The 21,931-nt window shown below is 70.7% G+C and carries 19 protein-coding genes; 6 read left to right on the forward strand and 13 right to left on the reverse strand.

The window, feature by feature from the left end; genetic code table 11:
- The first annotated feature begins 74 nt into the window (after nucleotides 1–74).
- Nucleotides 75–1,277 (forward strand): MFS transporter, encoded by a 1,203-nt coding sequence (locus LXN57_RS34170; protein ID WP_251802356.1) that lies wholly within the window; start codon nucleotides 75–77, stop codon nucleotides 1,275–1,277.
- A gap of 30 nt (nucleotides 1,278–1,307) precedes the next feature.
- The gene (locus LXN57_RS34175) at nucleotides 1,308–2,288 is read left to right on the forward strand and encodes an AraC family transcriptional regulator (protein ID WP_251802357.1); all 981 of its coding nucleotides are present in this window, start codon (nucleotides 1,308–1,310) and stop codon (nucleotides 2,286–2,288) included.
- Here the strand turns inward: LXN57_RS34175 and LXN57_RS34180 are convergent.
- Both LXN57_RS34180 and LXN57_RS34185 read right to left on the reverse strand, forming a co-directional pair.
- On the reverse strand, nucleotides 2,282–3,148 hold the full coding sequence (locus LXN57_RS34180; RefSeq protein WP_251802358.1) for an AraC family transcriptional regulator: 867 nt from the start codon (nucleotides 3,146–3,148) through the stop codon (nucleotides 2,282–2,284). The two genes, LXN57_RS34175 and LXN57_RS34180, sit on opposite strands and share 7 nt — an antisense overlap.
- Nucleotides 3,149–3,218: 70 nt before the next feature.
- Entirely contained in the window at nucleotides 3,219–4,052 is an 834-nt protein-coding gene (locus LXN57_RS34185; protein ID WP_507185056.1) for a DUF72 domain-containing protein, read from the reverse strand.
- A gap of 121 nt (nucleotides 4,053–4,173) precedes the next feature.
- On the opposite strand from LXN57_RS34185, the gene LXN57_RS34190 reads away from it, so the two are divergent.
- Nucleotides 4,174–4,581 (forward strand): hypothetical protein, encoded by a 408-nt coding sequence (locus tag LXN57_RS34190; protein WP_251802359.1) that lies wholly within the window; start codon nucleotides 4,174–4,176, stop codon nucleotides 4,579–4,581.
- 69 nt (nucleotides 4,582–4,650) lie between these two features.
- Complete coding sequence (locus tag LXN57_RS34195; RefSeq protein WP_251802360.1) at nucleotides 4,651–5,835, forward strand: low temperature requirement protein A; 1,185 nt, start codon at nucleotides 4,651–4,653, stop codon at nucleotides 5,833–5,835.
- Here LXN57_RS34195 and LXN57_RS34200 read toward each other — a convergent pair whose 3' ends face one another.
- A complete protein-coding gene (locus LXN57_RS34200) occupies nucleotides 5,836–6,795 on the reverse strand; it encodes a zinc-binding dehydrogenase (protein ID WP_251802361.1) in 960 nt (319 codons plus the stop codon).
- 50 nt (nucleotides 6,796–6,845) lie between these two features.
- On the opposite strand from LXN57_RS34200, the gene LXN57_RS34205 reads away from it, so the two are divergent.
- Nucleotides 6,846–7,478 (forward strand): TetR/AcrR family transcriptional regulator, encoded by a 633-nt coding sequence (locus tag LXN57_RS34205; RefSeq protein WP_251802362.1) that lies wholly within the window; start codon nucleotides 6,846–6,848, stop codon nucleotides 7,476–7,478.
- 134 nt (nucleotides 7,479–7,612) lie between these two features.
- Here LXN57_RS34205 and LXN57_RS34210 read toward each other — a convergent pair whose 3' ends face one another.
- The 10 genes from LXN57_RS34210 to LXN57_RS34255 form a co-directional block, all read right to left on the reverse strand.
- Nucleotides 7,613–8,995 (reverse strand): aspartate aminotransferase family protein, encoded by a 1,383-nt coding sequence (locus LXN57_RS34210; protein ID WP_285904702.1) that lies wholly within the window; start codon nucleotides 8,993–8,995, stop codon nucleotides 7,613–7,615.
- Nucleotides 8,996–9,006: 11 nt separating this feature from the next.
- Nucleotides 9,007–10,299 (reverse strand): 4-aminobutyrate--2-oxoglutarate transaminase, encoded by a 1,293-nt coding sequence (gene gabT, locus LXN57_RS34215; protein ID WP_251802363.1) that lies wholly within the window; start codon nucleotides 10,297–10,299, stop codon nucleotides 9,007–9,009.
- A gap of 178 nt (nucleotides 10,300–10,477) precedes the next feature.
- The gene (locus LXN57_RS34220) at nucleotides 10,478–11,836 is read right to left on the reverse strand and encodes an NAD(P)/FAD-dependent oxidoreductase (RefSeq protein WP_251802364.1); all 1,359 of its coding nucleotides are present in this window, start codon (nucleotides 11,834–11,836) and stop codon (nucleotides 10,478–10,480) included.
- Between the two features lie 6 nt (nucleotides 11,837–11,842).
- Nucleotides 11,843–12,694: an ABC transporter permease gene (locus LXN57_RS34225; protein WP_251802365.1), complete on the reverse strand. Its 852-nt coding sequence runs from the start codon at nucleotides 12,692–12,694 to the stop codon at nucleotides 11,843–11,845.
- On the reverse strand, nucleotides 12,691–13,554 hold the full coding sequence (locus tag LXN57_RS34230; RefSeq protein WP_251802366.1) for an ABC transporter permease: 864 nt from the start codon (nucleotides 13,552–13,554) through the stop codon (nucleotides 12,691–12,693). Before LXN57_RS34230 ends, LXN57_RS34225 begins: the two co-directional genes overlap by 4 nt.
- A gap of 1 nt (nucleotide 13,555) precedes the next feature.
- On the reverse strand, nucleotides 13,556–14,809 hold the full coding sequence (locus tag LXN57_RS34235) for a polyamine ABC transporter substrate-binding protein (RefSeq protein WP_251802367.1): 1,254 nt from the start codon (nucleotides 14,807–14,809) through the stop codon (nucleotides 13,556–13,558).
- A gap of 1 nt (nucleotide 14,810) precedes the next feature.
- A complete protein-coding gene (locus LXN57_RS34240) occupies nucleotides 14,811–15,965 on the reverse strand; it encodes an ABC transporter ATP-binding protein (protein ID WP_251802368.1) in 1,155 nt (384 codons plus the stop codon).
- 35 nt (nucleotides 15,966–16,000) lie between these two features.
- Entirely contained in the window at nucleotides 16,001–17,437 is a 1,437-nt protein-coding gene (locus LXN57_RS34245; RefSeq protein WP_251802369.1) for an aminobutyraldehyde dehydrogenase, read from the reverse strand.
- 143 nt (nucleotides 17,438–17,580) lie between these two features.
- Nucleotides 17,581–18,933, reverse strand: coding sequence for an aspartate aminotransferase family protein (locus LXN57_RS34250; protein WP_251802370.1), 1,353 nt, complete (start codon nucleotides 18,931–18,933; stop codon nucleotides 17,581–17,583).
- Entirely contained in the window at nucleotides 18,930–20,417 is a 1,488-nt protein-coding gene (locus LXN57_RS34255; protein WP_251802371.1) for a CoA-acylating methylmalonate-semialdehyde dehydrogenase, read from the reverse strand. The genes LXN57_RS34250 and LXN57_RS34255 overlap by 4 nt, the downstream gene beginning before the upstream one ends.
- 58 nt (nucleotides 20,418–20,475) lie before the next feature.
- Here LXN57_RS34255 and LXN57_RS34260 point away from each other — a divergent pair, with 58 nt between their 5' ends.
- A complete protein-coding gene (locus tag LXN57_RS34260) occupies nucleotides 20,476–21,804 on the forward strand; it encodes a GntR family transcriptional regulator (RefSeq protein ID WP_251802372.1) in 1,329 nt (442 codons plus the stop codon).
- Nucleotides 21,805–21,931: the final 127 nt, after the last annotated feature.

The raw sequence follows: 21,931 nt of genomic DNA on the forward strand, positions 1-21,931 counted from the left end.
GCGCTGACGCCCCCGTCATCGCGTGCGGCCCCGGAACGGCGCGGCACGTATCCCACCCCGATCAAGGGATCACCGTGCCCATCTCCGGCTTCCGCGCCTTCTGGCTGGCCCAGTCCACCTCGCAACTGGCCGAGCACTCCACCTCGGCCGTCCTCCCCCTGCTGGCCGTCCTGACCCTCGACGTCACCGCGCCCGATCTGGGCCTGCTGCGCGCGGCCGGCCAGGCTCCCCTGCTGCTGCTCCCCCTGCTGGCCGGCGCCTGGGTCGACCGCCGCCCCGGCCGCGGCGTCATGGTCCTCGCCGACGTCGGCCGCGCCCTGATCCTGACCGCGGCCGCGGCAGCCGCCTTCCTCGGCCGTCTCGACGTTCCGCTGCTGCTGGTGACCGCCTTCGCCGTCGGCGCACTCTCCGTGTTCTTCGACGTCGCCTACCAGGGCTTTCTCGTACGCCTGACCGACCGCGACCACCTTCTGCCGGCCGTCGGCAGGATCGAGGGCGCCCGCTCCGCCGCCCAGATGGCCGGCCCAGCCCTGGGCGGCGCCCTGGTGTCAGCCCTGTCCGCTCCGCTGGCTGCCGCCTCCGCCGCCCTGGTCTTCGGGGTCTCGGCCGTTTCCCTGACACGCATCGGCAACCGGTTCGCCGCCCCGGCCGGACGCACCCGCATCCGCGACGGAGTCGCCTTCGTGGCCCGCGACCCTCTCCTTCGGACGATCTGTGTCGTCTCCGGGGCGTTCCACCTCTCCCTGGCCGCCGCGATGACCCTCTACCTGCTCTACCTGCCGCGGACCCTGGGCCTGTCCGCCGCCTCGATCGGCCTGGTGCTGGCCGCGACCGGCCCGGGCGCGCTGCTCGGGTCGGTGCTGGCGGCCCGCCTGCCCCGGCGTTTCGGGTACGGCCCGGTGATCGTCGTCGCCGCGTTCGCCGGCGACGGCGTCATGCTCGTCGTCCCCGCTCTGCCCGGCGGCGGAGGTGCGACCGTGGCAGCCCTCATCGCCGTCAACCTGGTGTTCGGGACGTTCGGGCAGGTAGTCAACATCACTGTCATGGCGGTGCGGCAGTCCGTCACGCCGGACAGCCTGCAGGGCCGGGTCGCCGCGACCATCACGTTCGCCGGCATGGGTCTGGCGCCAGTCGGGTCTCTGGTGGGCGGACTTCTCGGTGGGCAGCTGGGACTCCGCCCGGCCCTGATGGTGGCCGCCGCCGGCCTGCTGCTGTCCCCCGTCCTGATGCTCTTGTCGCCGCTGGCCCGCGTGGGGCGGGTTACGGTTTCCGGATAGTCACTTCCGTTTACGGTCAGAAGGGACGCAATGCGGCCGGAGCAGACGCCAGGCCCGCTCTCCCGATTCGAGTTCGCCACCCGCGATGTGGGGGCGGCTCACGACGTGCTGCGGCGGATCTACGCCGGGTACGCGTTCGAGATCCACCGGGTGGCGCGCGACTTCAGCTATCGGCACCTGGCCGTGGACGTCGGCCCGATCCAGGCGGTCCGGGTCACGTACACGATGGACGTGACCGTGCGGTTCCAGCCGCTCGACAGCCTGATCTTCGTGGCGCTGGCCGGCGGCCGCGTCGACACCCACGACGGGCGCGACGTGGCCCGCACCGGGCCGGGCGACGTGCGGTTGCACCGGACCGGGCGGCAGCTGACCAACCACTGCCGCGACTTCGACATGTTCAGCATCAACCTGGACCCGGCCGTGGCGGCCGACCTGGCCGGCGCCCGGACGGGCATCGCGCCGCACGACTTCCGGTTCGACGGGCCGGCGCCCGTCTCGGCCGAACTCGGCCGCTACTGGTGGGACACCATGGCGTACCTGCACCGCTTTCTCACCGGCCCGCCGGAGCCGGTACGGAGTCCGCTGGCGATCAGGGCCGCCGCCGACCTCGCCGCCGCGGCCGCCCTTGTCGTCTTCCCGAACACGGCGATGGCAGCCCCCGGCCGTCCCGCCACCGGGCCGCCCGCGCCGGCCTCGGTGCGCCGGGCCGTCGCGTACATCGAGTCGCACGCCGGCGAACCGATCACGGCCGCCTGGATCGCCGAGGCCGCCCGGATATCCCCGCGCGGGTTGCAGGCGGCCTTCCGGCGGCATCTGGACACCACACCGATGGCCTATCTGCGAAGGGTGCGGTTGAGCCGGGCCCACCGCGACCTGGTGGACGCCGACCCGACCCGCGGCGACACGGTGGCCGCCATCGCCCGTCGCTGGGGCTACCTCAGCCTGAGCCGGTTCGCGGCCGACTACCGTGCCGCGTACGGCCGGTCCCCGCGCGAGACCCTGATCTACTGAGCCTCGATCGGCAGCCACAGGTCGGTGACGGCCGTGCTGAAGTCGTCCGCCCGGTCCACCACCGACACGATCGACGGACCCGGCCGCAGCCGCCACGGGTTCGACGGGAACCACTCGGCGGCCGTGGCGGCCCACGTCCTCTGCAACGCGTCCGGGTAGTTTCCGCTGCTGCGGAAGACAGCCCACGTTCCGGCCGGCACCGGGATGCTGTCGAGATCCCCCGGCACCGGGCTGTCCGCGGTGGCGGCCACGCCGTGCAGGTAGGTCAGCTCGCTGCCCTCCGCGGCCTCCGGTTCGGAGTCGCTGACGGCCAGCAGCCCGCCCGGCTCGGTGCCGGCCAGCTCCTTCAGCCGCGCGTGCTCCTCCACCGGCAGCCGCGCCACGTGCGCCTGGATGTGCGGATTGACCCCCTCGTAGATCATCGGCACTCGGGCCGCGTGTCCCACCAACCGGAACTCCGGCCGTTCGACGATGCGGGTGTCCATCGGCTCGCTCCCTTCGACGGTCAGGCGGAACCTGATCTGCGGTTGTGTCCGAAGGGGGCCTCCGTCCCGGCGCACGTCGCCCGGCCCGGCCCCGTGCACGGCCCTGAACGCCCGCCCGAAGGCCTCGGCCGACCCGTACCCGTACCGCACCGCGATCCCGAGCAGGTCGCCCTCGCCCCGGACGACCTCGGCCGCCGCCACGGTCATCCGCCGCCGTCGCACGTACTCCGACAGCGGCATCCCGGCCAGCGACGAGAACATCCGCCGCAGGTGGTACTCGCTGCTGCCCGCGGCCCGGGCCACCGCGGCCACGTCCACGTCCTCGCCGACGTGCTGCTCGACGAGGTCGACGAGCCGGTTGAGCGCCGAAATCACAGGACCTCCTTCGGCGCCCACTCTGCCGGGGTGTGCCGTGCCGCCGCCCGATCGTTGTGGCCGGATCCGATCAGAACAGGGTGAGCGGGCCGACCGGCTCGGGTTCGGGCAGGGGGTCGAGGCCGGGCGCCAGGGCAGCCACCTCAACGTGGAAGCGGCGGGCCAGGGCGGGAGCGTCGGCGTTGTCGGGGGTGTGGATGAAGACCGTGGGTGAGCGGCCCTCGCGCAGCCAGCGGGCCACCACCGGCAGCCAGCGCTGCCAGCCCTCGGCGGTGCGGGCCGGGTCGTCGCGGCCCAGGTAGCGGATCACCGGTCGATCGGTGAGCGCGTGCGGGCGTACGGGAAGCCGGGGTTTCCTGGCCCAGGCGTCGCGCTCGGCGTCGCTGGTGGGCGGGGCGGCGAACATGACGCTCGTGTCGAACGGCACCAGTTCGGCGCCGGCTCCGGCCAGGATCGACTCCAGCGGGGCCGGGTCCTCGGCGAAGGACGGATGACGAACCTCGACCGCGTAGCGGTAGCCCGTGGGGCGGCGGCGCAGGAAGCCGGCCAGCGCCGGCAGGTCGGCGGGGCCGAACGACGGGGGCAGCTGGATCCACAGCGCGTGCACGCGGGGCCCGAGCGGCTCGATGGCGTCGAGGAACACCCGCAGAGCCTCGTCACCGCCGGTGAGGCGCTGGTCGTGGGTGACCACCCGCGGGAGCTTCAGCACGAAGCGGAAGTCGGGCGGCGTCTGCCCGGCCCAGCCGGCGACCGTGTCACGGGACGGCGTCGCATAGAACGTCGTGTTGCCCTCGACGGCGTTGCACCAGCCCGCGTACGCCTGCAGTTTCGGCTGCCCCGGCCCGGCGACCCGGCCCGACCAGGCCTTGTGTGTCCACATCGCACAGCCCACGTGCAGCCGCATCTTCCCACCTCTCGACGACCCACCGTGACACTAACGGGTTACCAAAAGCGAAAGCCCCATCGGCCCCCGGACCGGGATGATCAACTCATTCCGCAAGACGTCATGACGAAAGGGGTTTGTTGTGAACCGCATTACTCGGCTTCTCGCCGTCGCCGGCCTCGGGCTCGGCACCGCTGTCGCGATCGGGGCGGGTCCGGCCCAGGCCGCCCCCGCCACCACGCAGGGTGCCGCGCAGACCGCCACGGGCGGTTACTACGGGTACGACGACGACGAGGTTGTCGGCTACTTCCGCACGCGCGGCGCCTGCGAGCGCGTCGGCCGCATGGGCGAGTGGCGGGACCGCTGGGACGACTACGACTGCGACCGGGTCGGCTTCGGCCACCACCGTCGTGGTTACGTCCTGCGGGTCGACGACTGGAACAACGACTGGGACAACCACAACTGGTACGGCGGTTGGTACAACGGCTACCGGGGTGGCGACTACGGCTGGTACCGCGGCGGGAGCAACACGATCATCTTCCGCCGCTGACCTGAGTTCCCGACGGGCCACACTCCTGCCAGGGGTGTGGCCCGTCGCGCAAACGGGAACAGCGGGCCGGTGACCACAGACGAACGGCCCGCTCCGCTCATCCGGCCTCCGCGCCTGCGCACGAAGGAAGATCGCGGCGCATCGCGGCTGGAGCTCTTCTTCGACCTGGCCTACGTCCTGGTCATCGACCAACTGGCCATCGGTTTCGCCGAGCACCTGAATCTGGGCGGCGCCCTCACTTTCGTCGGTCTCATCATCGTGACGTGGTGGTCGTGGGTGACGATCACCCTGTACGCCAACCGGTTCGACACCAACGACGTGCTCTACCGCCTGGCCAAACTGGCCGCCACGGGCTCGGTCATCGGCCTGGCGGCCGCGGCGCTGGGCGCCACCGGCAGCGAGGGCACGCAGTTCGCCCTCTGCTATCTGGCCACCCGCGTCATCCTGCTTCTGCTCTATGTGCGGGCGTGGCGCCACGTCCCCGAGGCGCGGCACACTGTCGGCATCTACATCGGTGGCGCCGTGGCTGCGACGCTGCTCTGGACGGCTTCCCTTCCGGTGCACGGCACGGCCCGGTACGTGCTCTGGGGCGCCGGCATCCTGGTCGAGGCGGCCGCTCCCGTCCTGGCCACCCTGTTCGGCGACAGGACCCCGCTGCACCTCGACCACCTGCCCGAACGGTTCGGGCTCTTCGTCATCCTGGTGCTGGGCGAGTCGGTGCGGTCGATCGCCGTCGGCGTGCACGAGCAGCACTGGGTCGCCGCGTCCGTAGTCTCAGCCGGGGTCGCCTTCGCCGCCGTCGCCGCCATGTTCTGGATCTACTTCGACCTGGGCGGCGCCGCCGGCAAACGAAAACTGGTCGAGGACGGCGACGACCCCGAGACGGGGGTGGCGGACGCCTACATCTACGGCCACCTGCCGCTCGTGGTCGGCCTGGCCATCGCGGCGGTCGGCGTCGAACAGTTCGTCGTGCACCCGGCGGGCGAACTGGGTGACACCGCCCGCTGGGCCCTGCACGGCGGGACGGCCCTCTATCTGGCCGGCGTGGCGATGGTCATGATGGGCACCTCGGGCCGGTGGCGCTCGGCCTGGCCGTGGCCGGCCGTCGTCATCCCGCTGGTCGCGTTGCTGGGACTGCCGCAATTCCTGGCGCCCATGGTGTCGGTCATCCTCCTCACGGTGATCCTGGTGGCCACGGTGCTGGCCGGCATCCGCGCTCAGCGCCGGGGAGCCTTGCGCACGACCGAGGCCTGATCAGCCGACGGTCAGCACGATGCGGCCGAAGACCTCGCCGGCGTCCATCCGCCGATGCGCGCCGGCCGCCTCGTCCAGGGTGAGCACGTCGTGCACCACCGCCTTCAGTGTCCCGTGGGCGGTGGCGGCCAGGTTCTCCGCCCGTACGCGATTCCGCTGTTCGACCGGCACAGTGTCGAGGCTCAGGGTTCCGTACGAGAGGGACCGCCGGAACGAGCGCAGCAGCGCCGAGCCGAAGTCAGCGGGCGGAAAGCCACCGACGACGCCGAGCGACACCATGCGGCCGTTGTCGGCGAGCCGCTCGAGGAACGACGGCATCCCGGCCCCGCCCACGAGGTCGAGGATGACGTCGAACCCGTCGGTGCCGTCGCCCTCGCCGGCACGGTCGAGCACGACCGTGGCCCCCAGCTCCCGCAGCCGTTTGCCGCGCTCCGGCGACGACGTCGTCACCGCGATCTGCCGAGCGCCGCCGAGCGCCGCCGTTTGCACAGCCAGGATGCCGATGCTGCCCGCCGCGCCCCGCACCAGCACCGACTCACCGCGGGCGAAGCGGGCGTGGGCCAGGCCGAAGTGCGCGACCGGCCCGGAACTGCCGATCGTCACCGCGTCCACCGGCGTGAGCCCCGCGGGCAACGGGGTCACGTCGTCGAGCCCGGCGATCGCGCGTTCGGCGTAGCCGCCGCCGATCCCGGTGAAGGCCCACACGCTCCGCCCGACCCACGACTCGTCGGCCGGGTCGCCCGCCGCGATGACGCGCCCCGCGACCTCGCTGCCCGGAACGTGCCCCTCGGGAAGACCGAGGCTGCCGATGGTGCCGCGCCGGATGACCGCGTCGACGCCGCCGACCCCGATCGCCTCGGTCGCGATGAGCAGTTGGCCCGGCGCCGGCTCGGGCTCGGGCGCGTCGATCACCTTCATGCCGCTGGGGTCGCCGTACGCCTGGATGCTGATTGCCTTCATGCCGGCGACGTTAACGGACGCCCCCGTCCACTTCGCTAAAGTGAGAGGTCATGGACGACCCATTGCCTCAGATGCTGCGCTCGGACGCCCGCGACAACCGCGACCGGGTGCTCGCGGCCGCGCGCCGTCTGTTCTCCGAACGGGGCCTCGGCGTGCCGATGCGCGAGATCGCCCGCGGGGCCGAGGTGGGGCCGGCCACGCTCTACCGCCGCTTCCCGACGAAGCAGGCCCTGGTCGACGCCGCGTTCACCGACGAGCTGCGCGCCTGCAGCGGCATCGTGCGCGACGGCTGCGCCGACCCCGACCCGTGGCGCGGCCTCAGCACGATCGTCCGCGACATCACCGAACTGAACGCGACCAACCAGGGCTTCGTGGACGCCTTCGTCTCGTCGTACCCGGGCGCGGTCGACTTCACAGCTCATCGCGCCGGCATGCTGCGCGCGCTGACCGGCCTGTGGCGCCGCGCCCAACAGGCCGGCGCCCTGCGCCCCGACACCGTCGTCGACGACCTCATCCTCATGATCATGGCAGGCCGCGGACTGCCGCCGGACCCGCCCGCCCTGCGGGTGGCAGCGGCCCGGCGGTTCGCTGCCCTCATCCTCGACTCGCTCCGCGCCTCCCCCACGACCGGAGCGCTACCCCCACCGGCCCGGGTGGCCCATCACGCCTCGACCAGCTCGTAGCCGGCCGTCGTGACATCAGACGTGTTCGCGTCGCCCCACTCGGGCGAGGCCGGTGTCCGCGGTGTCCGGCGGGAACGGCCGGAGCGCGGTGAGGATCCGCCCGGCGCCCCTGGGCGGGCGCCGGGCGGTTCCGGTCAGAGGCGGTTGGAGGCCTCGGTAAGGACCGAGCGCAGGATCTGCTCGATCTCGATGAACTGCTCCTCGCCTGCGATCAGCGGCGGCGCGAGCTGGATGACCGGGTCGCCGCGGTCGTCGGCGCGGCAGTAGAGGCCGGCCTCGAACAGGGCGCTGGAGAGGAAGCCGCGCAGCAGGCGCTCCGACTCGTCCTCGTTGAAGGTCTCCTTGGTGGCCTTGTCCTTGACGAGCTCGATGCCGAAGAAGTAGCCGTCGCCGCGGACGTCGCCCACGATGGGCAGGTCCGACAGGCGGTCGAGGTACGAGCGGAACAGGTCGCTGTTGTCCCGGACGTGCTTGTTGAGGTCTTCCCGCTCCATGATGTCGAGGTTGGCCAGGGCCACCGCCGAGCCGACCGGGTGGCCGCCGTAGGTGATGCCGTGGGCGAACCAGTTGGTGCCCTCGAGGAACGGCTCGGCCAGGCGCTCCGACGCGATCATCGCGCCGAGCGGCACGTAGCCGCTGGTCAGGCCCTTGGCGACGGTGATGATGTCGGGCGTGTAGCCGTAGCGCTGGCCGCCGAAGTACTCGCCGAGGCGGCCGAAGCCGCTGATCACGTCGTCCGAGACCATGAGCACGTCGTAGCGGTCGCAGATCTCGCGGACCCGCTGGAAGTAGCCGGGCGGGGGCGGGAAGCAGCCGCCCGCGTTCTGCACGGGCTCGAGGAAGACCGCGGCTACCGTTTCCGGGCCCTCGAACTCGATGGCCTCGGCGATGCGGTCGGCGGCCCACACGCCGAACTCCTCGAGCGACATGCGCTCGTCGGGGCGGCGGTAGTAGTTGGTGTTGGGCACCCGGAACGTCGACGGGACCAACGGCTCGAAGTCCTGCTTGAGGGCGGGGATGCCGGTGATCGACAGGGCGCCCATCGAGGTGCCGTGGTAGGCGATCGAGCGGGACAGCACCTTGGTCTTGGTGGGCTTGCCCGTGTGCTTGAAGTAGGAGCGGGCCAGCTTCCAGGCCGACTCGACGGCCTCGGAGCCGCCGGTGGTGAAGAAGACCCGGTTGAGGTCGCCCGGGGTCAGGTCGGCCAGGCGGTCGGCCAGCTCGACGGCCTTGGGGTGGGCGTACGACCAGATCGGGAAGTACGCCAGCTCGCCGGCCTGCTTGGCGGCGGCCTCGGCCAGCTCCTGGCGGCCGTGGCCGGTCTGCACGACGAACAGCGCGGACAGGCCGTCGAGGTAGCGCCGGCCGGTGGAATCCCAGATGTAGCAGCCGTCGCCGCGCACGATCATCGGGATGTCGGCCTTCTGGTAGGACGACAGCCGGGTGAAGTGCATCCACAGGTGGTCGCGGGCGTCGCCGGCCAGCTTTTCGTAGTCGGGTGACTGGAGGTCGCTCAAGGGGGGCTCCGTTACAGAGAAGAGGCGAAGGCTTGTTCGAGGAGGCTGAGGCCGCGATCCAGCTCGTCGTCCGAGATGATCAGCGGCGGCAGCAGCCGGATCACGTTGCCGTAGGTGCCGCAGGTGAGAAGCAGCAGACCCAGCTCGTGCGCCGCCTTGGCCACCGCTGCGGTGAGCACGGCGTCGGGCGCGGGGCCGGCCGCCGTGTCTTCGCCGGGTATCACGACCTCGAGGGCCAGCATCGCGCCGCGGCCCCGGACCTCGCCGATCGCCGGGTGCTTGGCGGCCAGCGCCTCGAGCCGGGGCCGGGCCACCGACTCGATGTGGCGGGCGGCCGCCGCGAGGTCGAGCTCCCGCATCGTCTCGATGGTGGCCAGCGCGGCGGCACACGCGATCGGGTTTCCGCCGTACGTTCCGCCGAGGCCACCGGGGTGGACGGAGTCCATGATCTCGGCCCGGCCGGTGACCGCGGCCAGCGGCAGCCCGCCGGCGATGCCCTTGGCCGTGGTGATGAGGTCGGGCTCGATGCCCTCGTGGGTGGAGGCGAACCACTCACCGGTGCGGCAGAATCCGGTCTGGATCTCGTCGGCGATGAACACCGCACCGGCCGCCCGGCTCCAGGCCGCGATGGCCGGCAGGAAGCCCTCGGCGGGCACGACGAATCCGCCCTCGCCCTGGATCGGCTCGATCAGCACGGCCGCCACGTTGACCGCGCCGACGGTCTTCTCGATCTGGCCGATGGCGTACGCGGCGGCCGCGGCCCCGCTGCGGCCGTCGCGCAACGGGTAGGACATCGCGACGCGGTAGATCTCGCCGGCGAACGGGCCGAAGCCCTGCTTGTACGGCATGACCTTGGCCGTCAGCGCCATCGTCAGGTTGGTGCGGCCGTGGTAGGCGTGGTCGAACACGACGACGGCGGGCCGCCCGGTGGCGTGCCGGGCGATCTTCACGGCGTTCTCGACCGCCTCGGCGCCCGAGCTGAACAGCGCCGACCGCTTGTCGAAGTCGCCCGGGGTGAGCGCGGCCAGCTCCTCGCAGACCGCCACGTACTGCTCGTACGGGGCGATCATGAAGCAGGTGTGGGTGAACCGCTCGACCTGCGCCTGCACCGCCTCGACGACCCGGGGCGCGGCGTTGCCGACGTTGGTGACGGCGATGCCGGCGGCGAAGTCGATCCACTCGCGGCCGTCCACATCGGTCATCGTGCCGCCGCCGGCGGTGCTCACGTAGGACGGGATCATGCTGCTGACCCCGCGCGCGACGGCCGCGGACCGACGCTGGTGCAACTCGGCCGACGAGGCCATCACTCAACTCCTTCAGGCTCCAGGACCCGATCATTTCACTGATTCCGTCGCACGCAAGAGGCCCGACAACTATTTCCGCATCGCGACGGGTCTTCCGTCTCGTACCGAGCCAGGAGCTTCCGCATCGCGACGGGTCTTCCGTCTCGTGCCGAGCCAGGAGCTTCCGCATCGCGACGGGTCAGGAGTCGAAGCCCAGCCCGACCTTGTCGAGGGAGCGCAGCCACAGGTTGCGACGGCCCTCGTTGCGATCCGCCTGCGCGATGGACCAGCGGGTGAGCTGAATGACACCGGAACGCACCGGTTCGGGCGGGAACGGGATCGGCTTGCTGCGCACCATCTTCAGCGCGGTGCGCTCGGTCCGGGCGCCGCTGAGCAGGTCGAGCATCACGTCGGCGCCGAAGCGGGTCGCGCCGACACCGAGTCCGGTGTAGCCGACCGCGTACGCCAGCCGGCCGCCGTAGGCCGTGCCGAAGAAGCTGCTGAAACGGCTGCAGGTGTCGATCACGCCGCCCCACTTGTGGGTGAAGCGCACCTCGGACAGCTGCGGGAACGTCTCGGCGAAATGGTCGGCCAGCACCGCGAACGTCGCCTCGCGCTGATCGTGCGCGGGGTCGATCCGTCCGCCGTTGTAGTAGACGGCGTCGTACCCGCCCCACAGGATTCGATTGTCCGCAGTGAGGCGGTAGTAGTGGAACTGGTTGCCGGCGTCGCCGATGCCCTGCCGGTTGCACCAGCCGATCGAGGCCAGCTGGGCCGGGGACAACGGCTCGGTCATGAGCACGTAGTCGTACACGGGAACCACGAAGTGCCCGAGCCGTCGCAGCAGCTTGCCGTGCGCGCCGGTCGCCAGCGCGACCCGGGCCGCGTCGATCCGCCCGCGCCACGTGTGCAGCCGCAGGCCGGCGCCGTGCGGTTTGATCCGCTCGACCGGGGACTGCTCGTAGAAGCGCACGCCCAGCGACAGACAGGCCTCGCGCAGACCCCACACCAGGCGGGCCGGGTCGACCATCGCGCAGCCGTCGCGGTCCCACACCCCACCGAGGTACGTGGGCGAGTCGACCTCGGCCCGGACCTGCTCGCGGTCCAGGAAGCCGGGGCCCCGCTGGAGCTCACGAAGCTGCCACTCGGCCGTGGCGACCTGCAATTCGCCCGTACGGGAGAAGTCGCAGTCGATGCCGTAGCGCGCGACCGTGGCCTCGATGCCGTCCAGGTTGTCCAGGCCCATCTTGACCAGGCGGGGCATCTCGTCCGGGAAGCGGCTCAGGCCGTTCTCGTGGCCGTGGGTGAGCGAGGCGGCGCAGAACCCGCCGTTGCGACCGGACGCGGCCCAGCCCGCCGTGCCCGCCTCGACCACCACCACGTCGCGGGCGGGGTCGCGCTCCTTGGCCATCAGTGCCGTCCACAGCCCGCTGTACCCGGCGCCGACCACCGCGAGATCCGCGGTGTCGACGCCGTCGAGCGGTTCACAGGGAGCCGGAGCCCCCGCCTGGGTCAGCCAGTACGGTTCGGAAACAGCATCCTTCAGCGAAGAACGCACGAGTTATCAGTCCCGCTTACGCTGTCTCGATCGGACGTTCGCGATGACGGCGCCCAGGACGCCGACCGCGAAGATGAGCGTGCCCATGACGTTGACCTGCGGCGGAATGCCGACGCGGGTCGCTCCCCAGATCCACAGCGGGAACGTCTTGGTGGTGCCCGCCGTGAAGGCGGTGACGATGAAGTCGTCGATGGAGAGCGCGAACGCGAGCAGCACGCCGGAGAAGACGGCGGGCAGGATGATCGGGAAGGTGACCTTCCAGAACGTGGTCCACGCGGTCGCGCCCAGGTCGTACGCGGCCTCCTCGATCGAACGGTCCAGGGTGAGCACCCGTGACCGCACGACGACGGCGACGAACGAGATCGAGAACATGACGTGCGCGATCGTGATCGTCACCGGGCCCAGACCCGTGCCGGCCGAGACGAACAGACTCAGCAGCGACGCGCCCATGATCAGTTCGGGCGAGGACATCGTCGCGAACATGACCAGGTTGAGCGAGCCGGAACCGGTGAACCGATAACGGCCCAGCGCGTAGCCGATGCCGGTGCCGAGCGCGGCCGCCAGCAGGCTGGACACGATGGCGATCACGATCGACGTGAGCAGGGCGCTGGTCAGATCCGGGTATTCGAACAGGCGCCCGTACCACTTGAGGGTGAAGCCGTTCCAGGTCTGGTTGTAGCGGCCCGGCGTGTCGTTGAAGCCGAACGCGATCATGACGGCGATCGGCAGGATGAGCCAGCCGATGATCATCCAGGTGTACACGTGGAGCAGGCCGGCGCCGGTGATCCGCCGCTTGGGCTTGAGCGCGGCCGGGTCCTCGGCGGAGGCGGGCGGCCGCTGCAGGGTCGACGCTGTCATCGCGCGGCCACCTTCATGACGTCCTCGGTGCCGAGGATCCGGGCGTACGAGAACACGCCGACCAGGAGCACGGCCATCAGCACGAACGAGAGCGCCGAGGCCGTCGGGTAGTCGGAGTTCTCGAGGAACTGCGTCTGGATGACCTGGCCGATCATGGTCGTGTCCGAACTGCCCAGCACCTCGGAGTTGACGAAGTCGGAGCTGGCCGGGATGAAGGTCATCAGCACGCCGGCGAACACACCGGGCAGGGCCAGCGGGAAGATCACCCGGCGGAACGTGGTGGCCGGGTTGGCGTACAGGTCCCGCGCCGCCTCGACCACGCGCGGGTCGATGCGCTCGAGCGCCACGTAGATCGGCAGCACCATGAAAGGCAGGAAGTTGTAGACCAGCCCGAGGATCACCGCGTACGGCGTGCCGAGGATGTGGAACGCCTGCGAGATCAGGCCGGCGTCCCGCAGCGGCTGCAGCAGCGGGCCCTCGTCGGTGAGGATCTGCTTCCACGAGATCGTCCGCAGCACGAACGAGACGAAGAACGGCAGCAGAACCAGGAAGAGGTACGTCGGCTTGCGGCGCCCGCCGTAGAAGGCGATCCAGTAGGCCATGGGGAACGCGATGGCGATCAGCAGGATCGTGGCGATCACGCCGTAGATCAGCGACCGGATGAGCTGCGTCTGATAGGCCGAGATCGCTTCCGTGTACGTCTGCCAGTGCCCGGTGAAGCGGTAGCCGTGGACGATGTCGCCCTCCTGGAGGGAGAGCGACAGCATCGTGAACATCGGCACCGCGAAGAAGATCAGCAACCAGATCCCGCCGGGCAGAACCAGCAGGTAGGGAGCGATCTTTCGTCTGACGCGGCTCATATCATCCCAGCACGATAGGTTCGAAGGTCTTCTGGAACTTCTGCTGCTCGCTCGTGGCCTCGAACGACACGTAGTAGTGCAGCTTGGCGTACTCGGCGGCGGTCGGGTAGACGAGCTTGCTGTCCGCGACGTCGAGCAGCGCGTCCTTGTCGTCGCCGCTCAGCTTGGCCGCTCGCGCGCGCATGTCGGCCTGGGCCGCGGGCACGGGGCACACGTAGTTGATGTACTCGGCGAGCGTCGACGCGTTCGCGACCTCGTAGAAGAAGTCCATCGCCATGATGGCGTCGACCGGGTTCTTGGCCGTGACCGGGATCGTGAAGTTGTCGGTCCAGATCGTCCCGCCCTCGGCCGGGATGATGAACTTGAAGTTCGTGTTGTCGGAGAGGTTCTTCTGGAAGATGTCTCCCGACCAGGCCTGGGTCGCCCACACCTCACCGCTGCCGAGCGCCTCGATGTAGCTCTGGTCGTAGTAGTTGCGGACGAAGCCGTCGGCCTTCTGCTTCTTGAGCTCCTGGGCCGCCTTCTCCCAGTCGTCCTCGGTGGAGTCGGCCGGCTTGACACCGCTCTTCAGCAGGCCGAAGTTGGCCAGCTCCTGGATGTCGGAGAACATGCCGACCTTGCCCTTGAGCTTCGGGTTGGTCCACAGGTCGGCCAGGCCGGTGATCGGGCCGGTCTTGCTCTCGTCGTACGCGATGCCGGTCATGCCCGAGGCGTACGGGATGCTGTAGGCGTTGCCCGGGTCGAAGGCCTCCTTCTTGTACGCCTCGCCGGCGTTCTTGGCGTAGTTCGGCAGCTTCGAGTGGTCGAGCGGGGCCAGGAAGCCCGAGTCGCGGAACTGCGTGAACTGGAAGCTGTTGGTGATGACCATGAGGTCGTACCCGATGGACTGACCGGCCGACAGCTGCGGCTGCACCTTGGCGAACCAGGGGCCCATCTCCTGGATGACTTCCTGGTAGTTCACCTTGATGCCGGTCTTGGCGGTGAACTTCTTGAGCTCGGGCCGCTTCGGATCCATGTAGAGCGGCCAGCCGGCGAAGTTCAGCGTGCCGTTCTTGACCTTGCCGTTCCAGAACTTGGCCACGGCGTCGGGCTCGGCGCTGGCCGGCGCCTCCGTGCCCTGACCCTGCACGCCGCAGGCGGCCAGGGCGGCGCCCATGCCGGCCAGGCCGGAGAGCCGGAGCGCGTCCCGACGGCCGAAGCGGCGCTGGGTCAGGCCGCGGAGCAGGGTGGGGTCGGACATGTTCGACGCAGACATCTCAGTCTCCGATCATGTATGAGTGCTGGGGAGCCCAGGTCAGGTACACCCGGTCGCCGCGATCCGCAAGATCGTCGGCGTTCGAAGCATTTTGATCGAAGACTGTGAAATCCGCGCCTGCCGCCGTCGCCACCGTGTAATTCGTTGAGGTTCCGTGATAAACGACCTCCGTCACTGTTCCGGAGAGGACACTGCCGCCGGTCGCCTGCACGGGGGGAACGCCGCGGTGCATATCGATCTTCTCGGGACGGATCGACACCTCGAGCCTGTCCCCCTGGCACACCGACGGGGCCGCCGGCACCACCACCCTGTCCTGTGTGGTGTAGCTGAGCACGGCCAGCCCGCCCTCGACCCGGTCCACGTGGCCGTCGACGATGTTCGACGTGCCGATGAAGCCGGCCACGAACCGCGACGCCGGGCGCTCGTAGATCTCGCGCGGCGAGCCCAGCTGCTCGATCACGCCGGCGTTCATGACCGCGATCCGGTCCGACATCGTCAGCGCCTCGCCCTGGTCGTGGGTGACGTAGACGAACGTGATCCCGACCTCGCGCTGGATGCGCTTGAGCTCGATCTGCATCTGCTGACGCAGCTTGAGGTCGAGCGCACCCAGCGGCTCGTCCAGCAGCAGCGCCCGCGGGCGGTTGACCAGTGCCCGGGCCAGCGCGACCCGCTGCTGCTGACCGCCCGACATCTCCCGCGGCGAGCGCTTCTCCATGCCGGTCAGCGACACGATCTCGAGGATCTCGCCGACCCGGCGGCTGATCTCGCTCTTGGCGACCCTCTTGCGCTCCAGGCCGAAGGCGACGTTCTGGTACGTGTTGAGGTGGGGGAACAACGCGTACGACTGGAACACCATGTTGACGTCGCGCTTGTTGGCCGAGACGCCGGTGACGTCGTTGCCGTCCAGGAAGACCTTGCCCGCGGTGGGCTCCTCGAAGCCCGCGATCATCCGCATGGTCGTGGTCTTGCCGCAGCCCGACGGGCCCAGCAGCGAGAAGAACTCGCCCTGCCCGATCGCCAGGTCGGTGCGCTTGACGGCGGGCACCGTCTCGCCGTGCGACAGGTAGTTCTTGTTCACGCCGACGAACTCGATCGCCGGGGTGCCGCCGGCCGGCGTCGGCCGGGCGCGTACCGCGCTGTGCTGGGGGGTGCTCATCCAGGGCTTCCTCTTCGCGGTGGGGGGTGTATACGTCAGCCGAGGTAGCTCATGACGTGCTTGATCCGGGTGTACTCCTCGAACCCGTACATCGAAAGGTCCTTGCCGTACCCGGAGTGGCCGAAGCCGCCATGCGGCATTTCCGACACGAACGGCAGATGAGTATTGATCCAGACGGCCCCGAAGTCGAGCCGCCGGGAGACCCGCATCGCGCGCCCGTGGTTCTGGGTCCATACGCTCGCGCTCAGTCCGAAGCGGACGTCATTGGCCCAGCGGACCGCCTCGGCCTCGTCGTCGAACCGCTGCACGGTGATGACCGGCCCGAACACCTCGTCCTGGACCATCTCGTCGCGCTGCTGGAGACCGGCCACGACGGTCGGCTCGAGGAAGTAGCCGCGCTCGCCGATCCGCTTGCCGCCGGCCACGATGCTCGCGTGGTCGGGCGTGCGGTCGAGGAAGCCCTGCACCCGGGCGAGCTGGGCGGCGTTGTTGACCGGTCCGAAGTAGGCATCGGTGTCGGCCGGCGCACCGACCCTGGTGTTCCGGGCCGCCTCGGCCAGGGCCTCGGTGAAGTCGGCGGCCACCCGGCCGTGCACCAGCACCCGGGTCGCCGCCGTGCAGTCCTGACCGGCATTGAAGTAGCCGGCGCCCGCGATAGCCTCGGCCGTGGCGGCGATGTCGGCGTCGTCGAAGACGATCACCGGCGCCTTGCCGCCCAGCTCGAGGTGGGCCCGCTTGAGGTCGGCGGCGGCCGAGACCGCCACCTCCACGCCGGCCCGGGTCGACCCGGTGATCGAGACGAGCTGCGGCGCCGGGTGGGCGACCAGGGCCCGGCCGGTGTCGCGGTTGCCGCAGACGACGTTGAGGACGCCCGGCGGCAGGAACTCGGCGGCGATCTCGGCCAGCAGCAGGGTGGAGACCGGGGTGGTGTCGGACGGCTTGAGGACGACCGCGTTGCCGGCCGCGACGGCGGGGGCGAACTTCCAGACCGCCATGACCATCGGATAGTTCCACGGGGTGATCTGCGCGCAGACCCCGATCGGCTCGCGCCGCACGTACGACGTGTGGTCGCGCAGGTACTCCCCCGCCGACTTGCCTTCCAGGATGCGCGCCGCGCCCGCGAAGAAACGCAGCTCGTCGAGGAGCGGACCCATCTCCTCGGCCCGCGTGGCCCCGACCGGCTTGCCCGTGTTGCGGCACTCGGCGTCGATGATCTCGTCGGCCCGCGCCTCGACCGCGTCGGCCAGCCGCAACAGGGCCCGCTGCCGCTCGGCCGGGGTGGCGTCGCGCCAAGCCTCGAAGCCGGCGTCGGCCGCGGCCATCGCCGCGTCCACGTCCTGCTCGGACGAGACCGGGGCCAGCGCGTAGGCCTCCCCGGTGCTGGGGTCGATCACCTCGGAGGTGACCCCGTCGACCGTGCCGGTGTAGTCCCCACCGACGAAGTTGCGCAGAACGGGCAGCGCGGTGCTCACGAAATAAGACCTCCCGTAGCGGGCTGTGACAGCTCCCACACGAACGACTGCGAGACCTTGACACAGACGAAGGACAGAAGACAAGGGAATCCGAAACTAATTTCCAAACCTGAAACGGAATCGGCGCTCAGGAGGCGTCGGAGCTACGCAATCCCGCGTTCGCCTGTGTAATACCTGTCGGCCACGTCCAGCGCCCGATCGAGGACGGCGAGCCCCTCGCGCACCTCGTCGGCGGCGACCGTGCAGGGCGGCGCGACGTGCACCCGGTTGAAGTGGGTGAAGGGCCAGAGACCCCGCTCCCTGCACGCCGCGGCCAGCTCGTTCATCGGCCCGGCGGCGCTGCCGGAGGCGTTGAACGGTACCAACGGCTCGCGGGTGGCCCGATCGCGCACGAGTTCGAGAGCCCAGAAGACGCCGAGGCCCCGCACCTCGCCGACGCTCGGGTGCCGGTCTGCCAGTTCGGCCAGGCCGGGTGCGATCACGTCGTCGCCGATCATGCGGGCGTGCTCCACGATCCCCTCCTCCTTGAAGATCTCGATGGAGGCGACGGCCGAGGCGCACGCGAGCGGGTGGCCCGAGTAGGTGAGGCCGCCCGGGAACGGCCGCTCCCGGAACGTCTCCGCGATCTCGTCCGAGATGATCACGCCGCCTAGCGGCAGGTACCCCGAGTTGACGCCCTTGGCGAACGTGATCAGGTCGGGGGCCACGCCCCAGCGGTCGACGGCGAACCACTCCCCGCACCGCCCGAAGCCGGCCATCACCTCGTCGGCGATGAACACGATGCCGTACGCGTCGCAGATCTCCCGCACGCCCCGCAGATAGCCCGGCGGCGGGACGAGGATGCCGTTGGTGCCCACGACGGTCTCGATCAGCACGGCGGCGATCGTGCCGGCGCCCTCGAAGACGATCGTGTCGCGCAGGTGCCGCAGGGCCCGCTCGGTCTCCTGCTCGGGCGTCTGCGAATAGAAGGGCGAGCGGTACGGGTACGGACCCCAGAAGTGCACCACGCCGACCGCGGTGGGCTCGTTGGCCCAGCGGCGCGGATCGCCGGTCGCGGTGATCGCGGTCGACGTCGAGCCGTGGTAGCTCCGATAGGTGGCGAGCACCTTGTGGCGGCCGGTGTGGCCGCGCGCCATCCGGATCGCGTTCTCGTTGGCCTCGGCGCCGCCGTTGGTGAAGAACACCTTGTTCAGGTTCTCCGGGGCGAGCTCGCTGATGAGGCGGGCCGCTTCGCCGCGCTTGTCGTTGGCGAAGGCGGGCTGAATGGTGCAGAGCTGGGCCGCCTGCTCCTGGATCGCCGCCACCAGCCGCGGGTGCTGGTGTCCGATGTTGACGTTGACCAGCTGGCTTGCGAAGTCGAGGTATTTCGTATCTTCGTAGTCCCAGAAGTAGCTTCCGCTCGCCCCTTTGACGGGAAGCGGGTTGATCAGACCCTGGGCCGACCAGCTGTGGAAGACGTGGGCGCGGTCGTCCGCGCTGACTTCTGCGGCCGTCATCGGTTCGTCGGGAAGCCGAGGTCCACCGACGAGGTGCCCGGGTCGGGCCAGCGCGAGGTGACGACCTTGGAGCGCGTGAAGAAGTGGATGCCGTCCGGCCCGTACATGTGGGTGTCGCCGAACAGCGAGGACTTCCAGCCGCCGAACGAGTAGTAGGCGACCGGCACCGGGATCGGCACGTTGACGCCGACCATGCCCGCGTTCACGTCGAACTGGAACTGCCGGGCCGCGCCGCCGTCGCGGGTGAAGATGGCGGTGCCGTTGCCGTACTCGTTGTCGTTGACGAGCTGCAGGGCTTCGGCGTACGTCCGGGCACGCACCACGCACAGCACGGGCCCGAAGATCTCGTCGACGTAGACGTCCATGTCCGGCTTGACGTTGTCGAGCAGCGTGACGCCGAGGAAGTAGCCGTTGCCGGGCAGGTCGGCCTCGCGGCCGTCGGCGACGACCGTGGCGCCTTCCGCGGCGCCCTTGGCGATGTAGCCGGCGACCTTCTCGCGGTGCTGGGCGGTGATCAGCGGGCCCATCTGCGACTCGGGGTCGGCGCCGTCGCCGATCTTCAGCTTGGGCAGGCGGGCCGCGATCGCGTCGACCAGCGGGTCGGCCACGTCGCCCACGGCCACCACGACCGAGACGGCCATGCAGCGCTCGCCGGCCGAGCCGTAGGCGGCGCTGACCGCGGCGTCGGCGGCCGCGTCGAGCTCGGCGTCGGGCAGCACGACCATGTGGTTCTTGGCGCCGCCGAGGGCCTGCACGCGCTTGCCGTGCGCGGTGCCCGTCTCGTAGATGTACCGGGCGATCGGGGTCGAGCCGACGAAGCTGACCGCGGCGATGTCCGGGTGGGTCAGCAGCGCGTCGACCGCCTCCTTGTCGCCGTTGACCACGGTGAACACACCCTCGGGCAGACCGGCCTCCTGCCAGAGCCGAGCCAGGAAGAGCGCCGGCGACGGGTCCTTCTCGCTGGGCTTGAGGACGAAGGCGTTGCCGGCCGCGATGGCCGTCGTGCACATCCACAGCGGCACCATCGCCGGGAAGTTGAACGGGGTGATGCCGGCGACCACACCCAGCGGCTGCTTGATCGAATAGACGTCGACCCCGGTGGCCGCCTGCTCCGAGAAGCCGCCCTTCATCAGGTGCGGGATGCCGGTGGCGAACTCGGCGTTCTCGACGCCGCGGGCCACCTCGCCCGCCGCGTCCGACAGCACCTTGCCGTGCTCGCTGGTGATGATCGCGGCGAGCTCACCGCTCTTCGCGGCCAGCAGCTCGCGGAACGTGAACAGCACGGCGGCCCGCTTCGACAGCGACGCGGAACGCCACGACTTCGCGGCCTCCTTCGCTACGGCGACAGCCTGGCCGACCTCCTCGGCCGAGGCGAGGTCCACTTCCGCGGTCTGCTCGCCGGTCGCGGGGTTGAAGACGGGGCCGACGCGGCCCGAGGCGCCGGCGCGCTCAGAGCCGCCGATCCAGTGCGCGATTCGATTCATGGCCCGAGATTACGTACCACCTCTGGACCGAACAATGCAGGAAACGTACTGTCACAAAATGCTCGCCGAGGTGAGATCCCGATTGGGCGATGTCTCGGCCCGCGGCCTGGCCGAGGCCGTGGGCCGGGCGGTGGGCGACGGCGCGCTGCCGCCGGGCAGCAAGCTTCCGCCGGTACGCCGGGTGGCCGCCGAGCTGCACATGTCGCCCACCACGGTCAGCGCAGCCTGGCAGCTGTTGCGCCGCTCGGGAACCATCCAGACCGACGGACGTCGCGGCACCATCGTCGCCACGTCGCGGGCCGACGGGCCGGGCCGCTATCGGGCGGCCCTCCGCGGGCGCTCCGGCTTCGCGCTGGACCTGTCGACCGGCGTACCGGACCCGCAGTTGCTGCCCGCCCTGCCTGCGCTGGCAGGCCCCTCCCCGGCACCGACCAGCTATCTGGACGAGCCCGTGCTCCCCGAACTCGCGGCGCTGCTGCGCGACCGGTGGCCCTACCTCCCCGACCGCCTGGCCGTCTTCGACGGCGCGATGGACGCCGTCGACCACGTCGCGTCCTCCCTGCTCCGCATCGGCGACCGGGCCGTGGTCGAGAACCCGTGCTTCCCACCGCTGCTCGATCTGCTCGAGTTCCTGGGCGTCCAGCCGATCGCGGCCGCCACCGACGCCGAGGGCATGCTCCCCGGCTCCCTGGCAGCCGCGCTGGCCCACCGCCCCGCCGCGATCTTCCTGCAGCCACGCGCGCTCAATCCCACCGGCGCGTCGTGGTCCGCGCCCCGGGCCGCCGCTCTGGCCGCCGTGCTGGCCGCGAGCCCCCAGGTATACGCCGTGGAGGACGACTCAGCCGGCGACGTCTCCTCGGCTCGCCTGCACTCGCTGGGCGCCCACCTGCCCCGGCAGACGATCCACGTGCGAAGCTTCGCCAAGTCCCACGGCCCCGACCTGCGCCTGGCCGCGGTCGCGGGCCCCGCCGCGGTGCTGGACCCCATCCTCGAGCGCCGCCTGCTGGGCCAGGGCTGGACGAGCCGCCTGCTACAACACCTGCTGCTGACCCTGCTGACCGACCCCGCCTCGGTAGCCGCCGTCCGGACCGCCCGCGACGAGTACGCCCGCCGCCGCCACCTGATCGTGTCCGGCCTGCGCCGCCACGGCCTCCCCCAGCCCGCCGGCGACGGCCTGAACCTGTGGCTGCCCGTGCGCGACGAGCCGGCCGCCCTGATCTCGCTGGCCAGCAACGGCATAGCGGCCGCCGCCGGCGCCGCCTTCACGCTCACCCCCACCGGCCCCCACCTGCGCGTCACCGTAGGCCTGATCACCACCGACCACGAAGCCATAGCCACCCACCTGGCCGAAGCAGCCCACTCCCCCGCCCTGGCAGCACCCCGCTGACGACCAGGGCGCGCAGGCAGCGCCGCCTGCCCTTCAGCGCCTGACTGTGCCGCATCAAAGCTTCGCTCCAGCTGCCGGCGCGGGCGATCCGCACACCCTCGCCCCGGCCACGGCCTGCCCCACCCCG

This window comes from Paractinoplanes hotanensis (assembly GCF_023717965.1).
Lineage (GTDB): Bacteria > Actinomycetota > Actinomycetes > Mycobacteriales > Micromonosporaceae > Actinoplanes > Actinoplanes polyasparticus.

Bases quoted from the DNA above. Each gene is read 5' to 3' on its own strand.
- LXN57_RS34185 (WP_507185056.1), bottom strand. From the start codon at position 4,052: ATGCGGCTGCACGTGGGCTGTGCGATGTGGACACACAAGGCCTGGTCG.
- LXN57_RS34255 (WP_251802371.1), bottom strand. From the start codon at position 20,417: ATGAATCGAATCGCGCACTGGATCGGCGGCTCTGAGCGCGCCGGCGCC.
- LXN57_RS34230 (WP_251802366.1), bottom strand. From the start codon at position 13,554: ATGAGCCGCGTCAGACGAAAGATCGCTCCCTACCTGCTGGTTCTGCCC.
- LXN57_RS34250 (WP_251802370.1), bottom strand. From the start codon at position 18,933: ATGACGGCCGCAGAAGTCAGCGCGGACGACCGCGCCCACGTCTTCCAC.
- gabT (WP_251802363.1), bottom strand. From the start codon at position 10,299: ATGGCCTCGTCGGCCGAGTTGCACCAGCGTCGGTCCGCGGCCGTCGCG.
- LXN57_RS34260 (WP_251802372.1), top strand. From the start codon at position 20,476: ATGCTCGCCGAGGTGAGATCCCGATTGGGCGATGTCTCGGCCCGCGGC.
- LXN57_RS34235 (WP_251802367.1), bottom strand. From the start codon at position 14,809: ATGTCTGCGTCGAACATGTCCGACCCCACCCTGCTCCGCGGCCTGACC.
- LXN57_RS34225 (WP_251802365.1), bottom strand. From the start codon at position 12,694: ATGACAGCGTCGACCCTGCAGCGGCCGCCCGCCTCCGCCGAGGACCCG.
- LXN57_RS34205 (WP_251802362.1), top strand. From the start codon at position 6,846: ATGGACGACCCATTGCCTCAGATGCTGCGCTCGGACGCCCGCGACAAC.
- LXN57_RS34240 (WP_251802368.1), bottom strand. From the start codon at position 15,965: ATGAGCACCCCCCAGCACAGCGCGGTACGCGCCCGGCCGACGCCGGCC.
- LXN57_RS34200 (WP_251802361.1), bottom strand. From the start codon at position 6,795: ATGAAGGCAATCAGCATCCAGGCGTACGGCGACCCCAGCGGCATGAAG.
- LXN57_RS34175 (WP_251802357.1), top strand. From the start codon at position 1,308: ATGCGGCCGGAGCAGACGCCAGGCCCGCTCTCCCGATTCGAGTTCGCC.